This window comes from Paenibacillus sp. P4_A7 (genome assembly GCF_056402455.1).
Genome location: NZ_JBFUHJ010000474.1, coordinates 1 through 4,170 on the forward strand (window position 1 = coordinate 1; position 4,170 = coordinate 4,170).

Genomic DNA, 4,170 nt, shown 5'->3' on the forward strand with positions numbered 1-4,170 from the left:
GTGCAAAGGTACTACTCTGGTGTACAATAGTTGTTAGGTTTTTAACACTGGAGGGCATTATTTATGAAATGGAACGAACTAACGATTACAACTACGGAAGAAGCGCAAGAGATGATATCGAACTTTTTGCATGAAATGGGAGCTGGGGGCGTATCCATTGAAGAATCGGGTACGATGAACAAAGACCGCGATACATCATTTGGGCAATGGTACGAAATTCCTTTTAACGATATACCGGAAGGAATAGCTGTTATTAAAGGATATTTTACAGATGATACGGATAATGATGCAATGATTGCAGCTTTGAAGCCGCGAGTTGAACAGCTTCGTGAATTTGATATTGATCCAGGTGATGTTGTCTATTCAGCCGTTGTTGTTGATGATGAGGATTGGGCAGATGCATGGAAGCAATATTTTAAGCCGCTTCGCATTACCGATACGTTGACGATTAAACCGACTTGGGAACAATATGAGCCTTCTCCGAATGAAAAGATAATTGAGCTTGATCCAGGTATGGCCTTCGGAACGGGCGCACATCCTACAACATCTCTTTGCTTGCAAACATTAGAATATGTCGTTCGCGGCGGGGAAGAAATGATTGATGTAGGTACCGGATCTGGTATACTGGCAATTGGTGCATGTCTTCTAGGAGTTAAGAGTGTCCTTGCACTTGACTTAGATCCGGTAGCTGTTTCCAGCGCAAAAGAAAATACTACACTTAATCAGCTGTCAGATAGAATCGAAGTGAAGCTAAGTGATTTGCTCGGTGTTCTAAAAGAGGGAGAGACGGATAATGACGCTGCTGATGGTCATGCTCTACGTGTAACGCTTCCTGTTGATCTCGTTGTTGCCAATATTTTGGCGGAAGTCATCTTGATGTTTGTTGATGATGTGTATGCAGCATTGAAGCCGAATGGCATTTATATCGCTTCAGGAGTGTACAAAAATAAAGAGGATATTGTGGAAGCGGGATTAATGGAGTCTGGCTTTGAAATTGTTGAAAAACGTCGCGACGAGGATTGGATTGCATTCGTTGCTAGAAAGCCGCAGGTGAGTGAATGAGTAATTTTTTATGGTATCCGGTAGAGGATTTGCCGTTTATATTTTTGGTGCTTGTTATCGCTTTTACCGTGCATGAGTTTGCGCACGCATTCAGCGCGTATAAGTTCGGAGATGATACCGCTTATAATGCTGGCAGAGTAACACTAAATCCTCGTGTGCACTTAGATGTCTTCGGCACGATTCTTCTTCTTATAGCGGGATTTGGATGGGCGAAGCCGGTGCCAGTAATGGCAAGTAAATTTAAGAGACCTAGGTTAATGGGGATTATTGTATCTGCAGTAGGACCTTTAAGTAATTTGTTGGTTGCCTTCGTAGGGATGATCGTCTTATATGTGCTGAACGAAACGGGTGCTCTCTATGCTGGTTCTGTAGGAGTCTACTCCGCTTTAGTACATTTTTTCTATTATCTAATAAMGATTAATTTACTACTATTTGTATTTAACTTGATTCCATTGCCGCCATTGGACGGTTATAGAATTATTGCCGATCTATTGCCGCTTAAGATTCGTTACAAATTGGATCAAAATGTGCAGTGGGGTATGTTTATTTTCTTATTGTTGGTTTTCATTCCGCCATTACGGGCTGTAACGTTAGATCCCATTTTAGCACTATCATATAAAACGATGTTTTCCATGATAGAGCTGTGTGAATCGGTGTTTTCACCTCTTGATTGGGAACGGTTTTTAATAGATTTTTCGTCGTAAAACATGCTATTATGAAGGATGGAATTTGTTTAAGGGTGGTTGAACATACACAATGCAACGATATTTTGTAGCTGCTGAGCAGTTTGGCAAGTCCGATGTCCGTTTAGTTGGTGAAGATGCCCATCACGCGCATCGGGTTATGCGAATGAAACCTGGTGATAAGATTATTGTAAGTGACGGTCAGTCGCGTACAGTATTAGCTATAGTTAGAGAAGTTCTTCCCACACAAATAACAGCAGAGATTGTTGAAGTGATGAGCGCGGACAGCGAACCTAGCTGGTCGATTACCATTGCGCAAAGCTTGCCGAAAGGCGATAAGATGGAACTGGTTATCCAGAAGGGGACTGAAATCGGCGCATATTCATTTGCGCCGTTTGAGTCCGAACGGATGATTGTTCAGTATGACAGTAAGAAGGAAGCAAAGCGTATTGATCGTTGGAGCAAAATCGCGAAGGAAGCAGCGGAGCAATCGCATCGCAATCGTATTCCAAGTATTGAGCCGTTGCGCAGCTGGCGTGAGCTTATTAAGGCGATAGATTGTTACGATTTGGCGCTTTTTTGTTACGAGCGCGAGGGTGATGCAGCACATGGCAAAGGAATACGTGTGGCTGTGCAACAGTGGATGGCCAGTAGTGACGCATCGACAGCTGCAAGCAATCCGAGCATTTTGTTAATTGTCGGCTCAGAAGGCGGATTTACAGAACGTGAGGCTGCTGAAGCCGAAGCGGCTGGCGCCGTATTAGTCGGTTTAGGCAAAAGAATTTTAAGAACGGAAACGGCAGGTATCGTAGGACTAACCTGCTTACTATATGAATCCGGAGAAATGGGAGGAGAGTGACCACTATGCCAACGGTCGCATTTTATACATTAGGCTGCAAAGTAAACTTCTATGATACAGAAGCGATATGGCAGTTATTCAAAAACGAAGGTTATGAGCAGGTTGATTTTGAAACGACTGCGGATGTTTATTTAATAAATACGTGTACGGTTACAAATACGGGAGACAAGAAGAGCCGTCAAATTATTCGACGCGCTGTTCGTCGTAATCCAGATGCTGTAATTGCTGTAACTGGCTGTTATGCTCAAACCTCACCTGCAGAAATTATGGCAATAGAAGGTGTTGATCTTGTGATCGGGACACAGGATCGTGAGAAAATAATGACTTTCGTCAATCAAATTCAAGATGACCGCCAGCCGGTTAACGCAGTTCGCAACATTATGAAGACGCGCGACTTTGAAGAGCTTAACGTACCCGATTTTTCTGAGCGGACTCGTGCTTTCTTGAAAATTCAAGAGGGCTGCAACAATTTCTGCACCTTCTGTATTATTCCTTGGTCACGCGGGCTATCACGAAGCCGCGAGGCACAAAGCGTTTTGGAGCAAGCTAGGCAACTTGTTGCCTCAGGCTACAAGGAAATTGTACTTACAGGAATTCATACAGGCGGATATGGCGATGATATGGAAAACTATAATCTTACCAGCTTGTTGTGGGATTTGGACAAAATAGATGGCCTTGAAAGAATTCGAATTAGTTCTATCGAAGCTAGTCAAATTGATGATGCTATGATTGAAGTGTTGAACCGTTCCAGTAAAATGTGCCGCCACCTTCATATCCCGCTGCAAGCAGGAGAGAATTCAGTATTGAAGCGGATGCGTCGTAAATATACAACAGAAGAATTTGCTGCCAAAATCAAAAGACTGCACGAAGCAATGCCAGGTGTTGCGATCACTACCGATGTAATCGTTGGTTTCCCAGGTGAAACGGAAGAAATGTTCGAGAGCGGATTCCGCTTTATGGAAGAGCTAAAATTTGCGGAAATGCATGTATTCCCTTATTCGAAACGGACAGGAACGCCGGYAGCTCGGATGGACGAGCAAGTGGAAGAAGAAGTGAAAAATGAACGCGTCCACAAATTGATTGATCTGTCGGAGAAGATGCAGCTTCAATATGCAAAGCAATATGTCGGTGAAGTGCTTGATGTTATTCCTGAACGTGATTATAAGGGCGCACCAGGAACAGGATTGGTCATGGGGTACACAGACAATTACATTCAGGTAGTATTCGATGGCACGGTTGATCTGGTAGGTAAACTATGTCGCGTTAAAATTACCGAAGCAGGGGTTAATGAATGTCGCGGTACGCTTGTCCGTGTGCTGGATGAGTATAGCCCGCAAGCTTTAGGTGAGAATACACATACGTTTGTGTTGGAGCGTCCGGAAGCGATCAGAGCCTGACAACCAAAGTTTGACGAACGCGAGGATTCCTTTATYTATCGATTCCTTTAACGGAAAAGATAGAGGAATCCTTTGCTGCATATACTATGCATGAAACGTTGCAAGGGGGAAACGGACATGAAAGAAATTTCTGCAGGCGGTGTTGTGTACCGTCGGACCGAGCAAGGGG

The 4,170-nt window shown here is 43.7% G+C and carries 4 protein-coding genes; all 4 read left to right on the top strand.

Annotation, left to right across the window (positions count from 1 at the left end; all coding sequences use genetic code 11):
* The first annotated feature begins 63 nt into the window (after positions 1 to 63).
* Genes prmA through mtaB form a run of 4 tightly spaced genes read left to right on the top strand, consistent with a single transcriptional unit; the run spans position 64 to position 4,001 of the window.
* Positions 64 to 1,062 (top strand): 50S ribosomal protein L11 methyltransferase, encoded by a 999-nt coding sequence (gene prmA / locus AC1DWN_RS29060; RefSeq protein ID WP_477562362.1) that lies wholly within the window; start codon positions 64 to 66, stop codon positions 1,060 to 1,062.
* Positions 1,059 to 1,766: a site-2 protease family protein gene (locus AC1DWN_RS29065; protein ID WP_477562363.1), complete on the top strand. Its 708-nt coding sequence runs from the start codon at positions 1,059 to 1,061 to the stop codon at positions 1,764 to 1,766. The genes prmA and AC1DWN_RS29065 overlap by 4 nt, the downstream gene beginning before the upstream one ends.
* 52 nt (positions 1,767 to 1,818) lie before the next feature.
* Positions 1,819 to 2,604 carry an RsmE family RNA methyltransferase gene (locus AC1DWN_RS29070; RefSeq protein WP_477562364.1) on the top strand — a complete coding sequence of 262 codons (786 nt, stop codon included), beginning with the start codon at positions 1,819 to 1,821 and terminating at the stop codon, positions 2,602 to 2,604.
* 5 nt (positions 2,605 to 2,609) lie between these two features.
* Positions 2,610 to 4,001, top strand: a complete 1,392-nt coding sequence (gene mtaB, locus AC1DWN_RS29075) for a tRNA (N(6)-L-threonylcarbamoyladenosine(37)-C(2))-methylthiotransferase MtaB (protein ID WP_477562365.1) — start codon at positions 2,610 to 2,612, stop codon at positions 3,999 to 4,001.
* Positions 4,002 to 4,170: the final 169 nt, after the last annotated feature.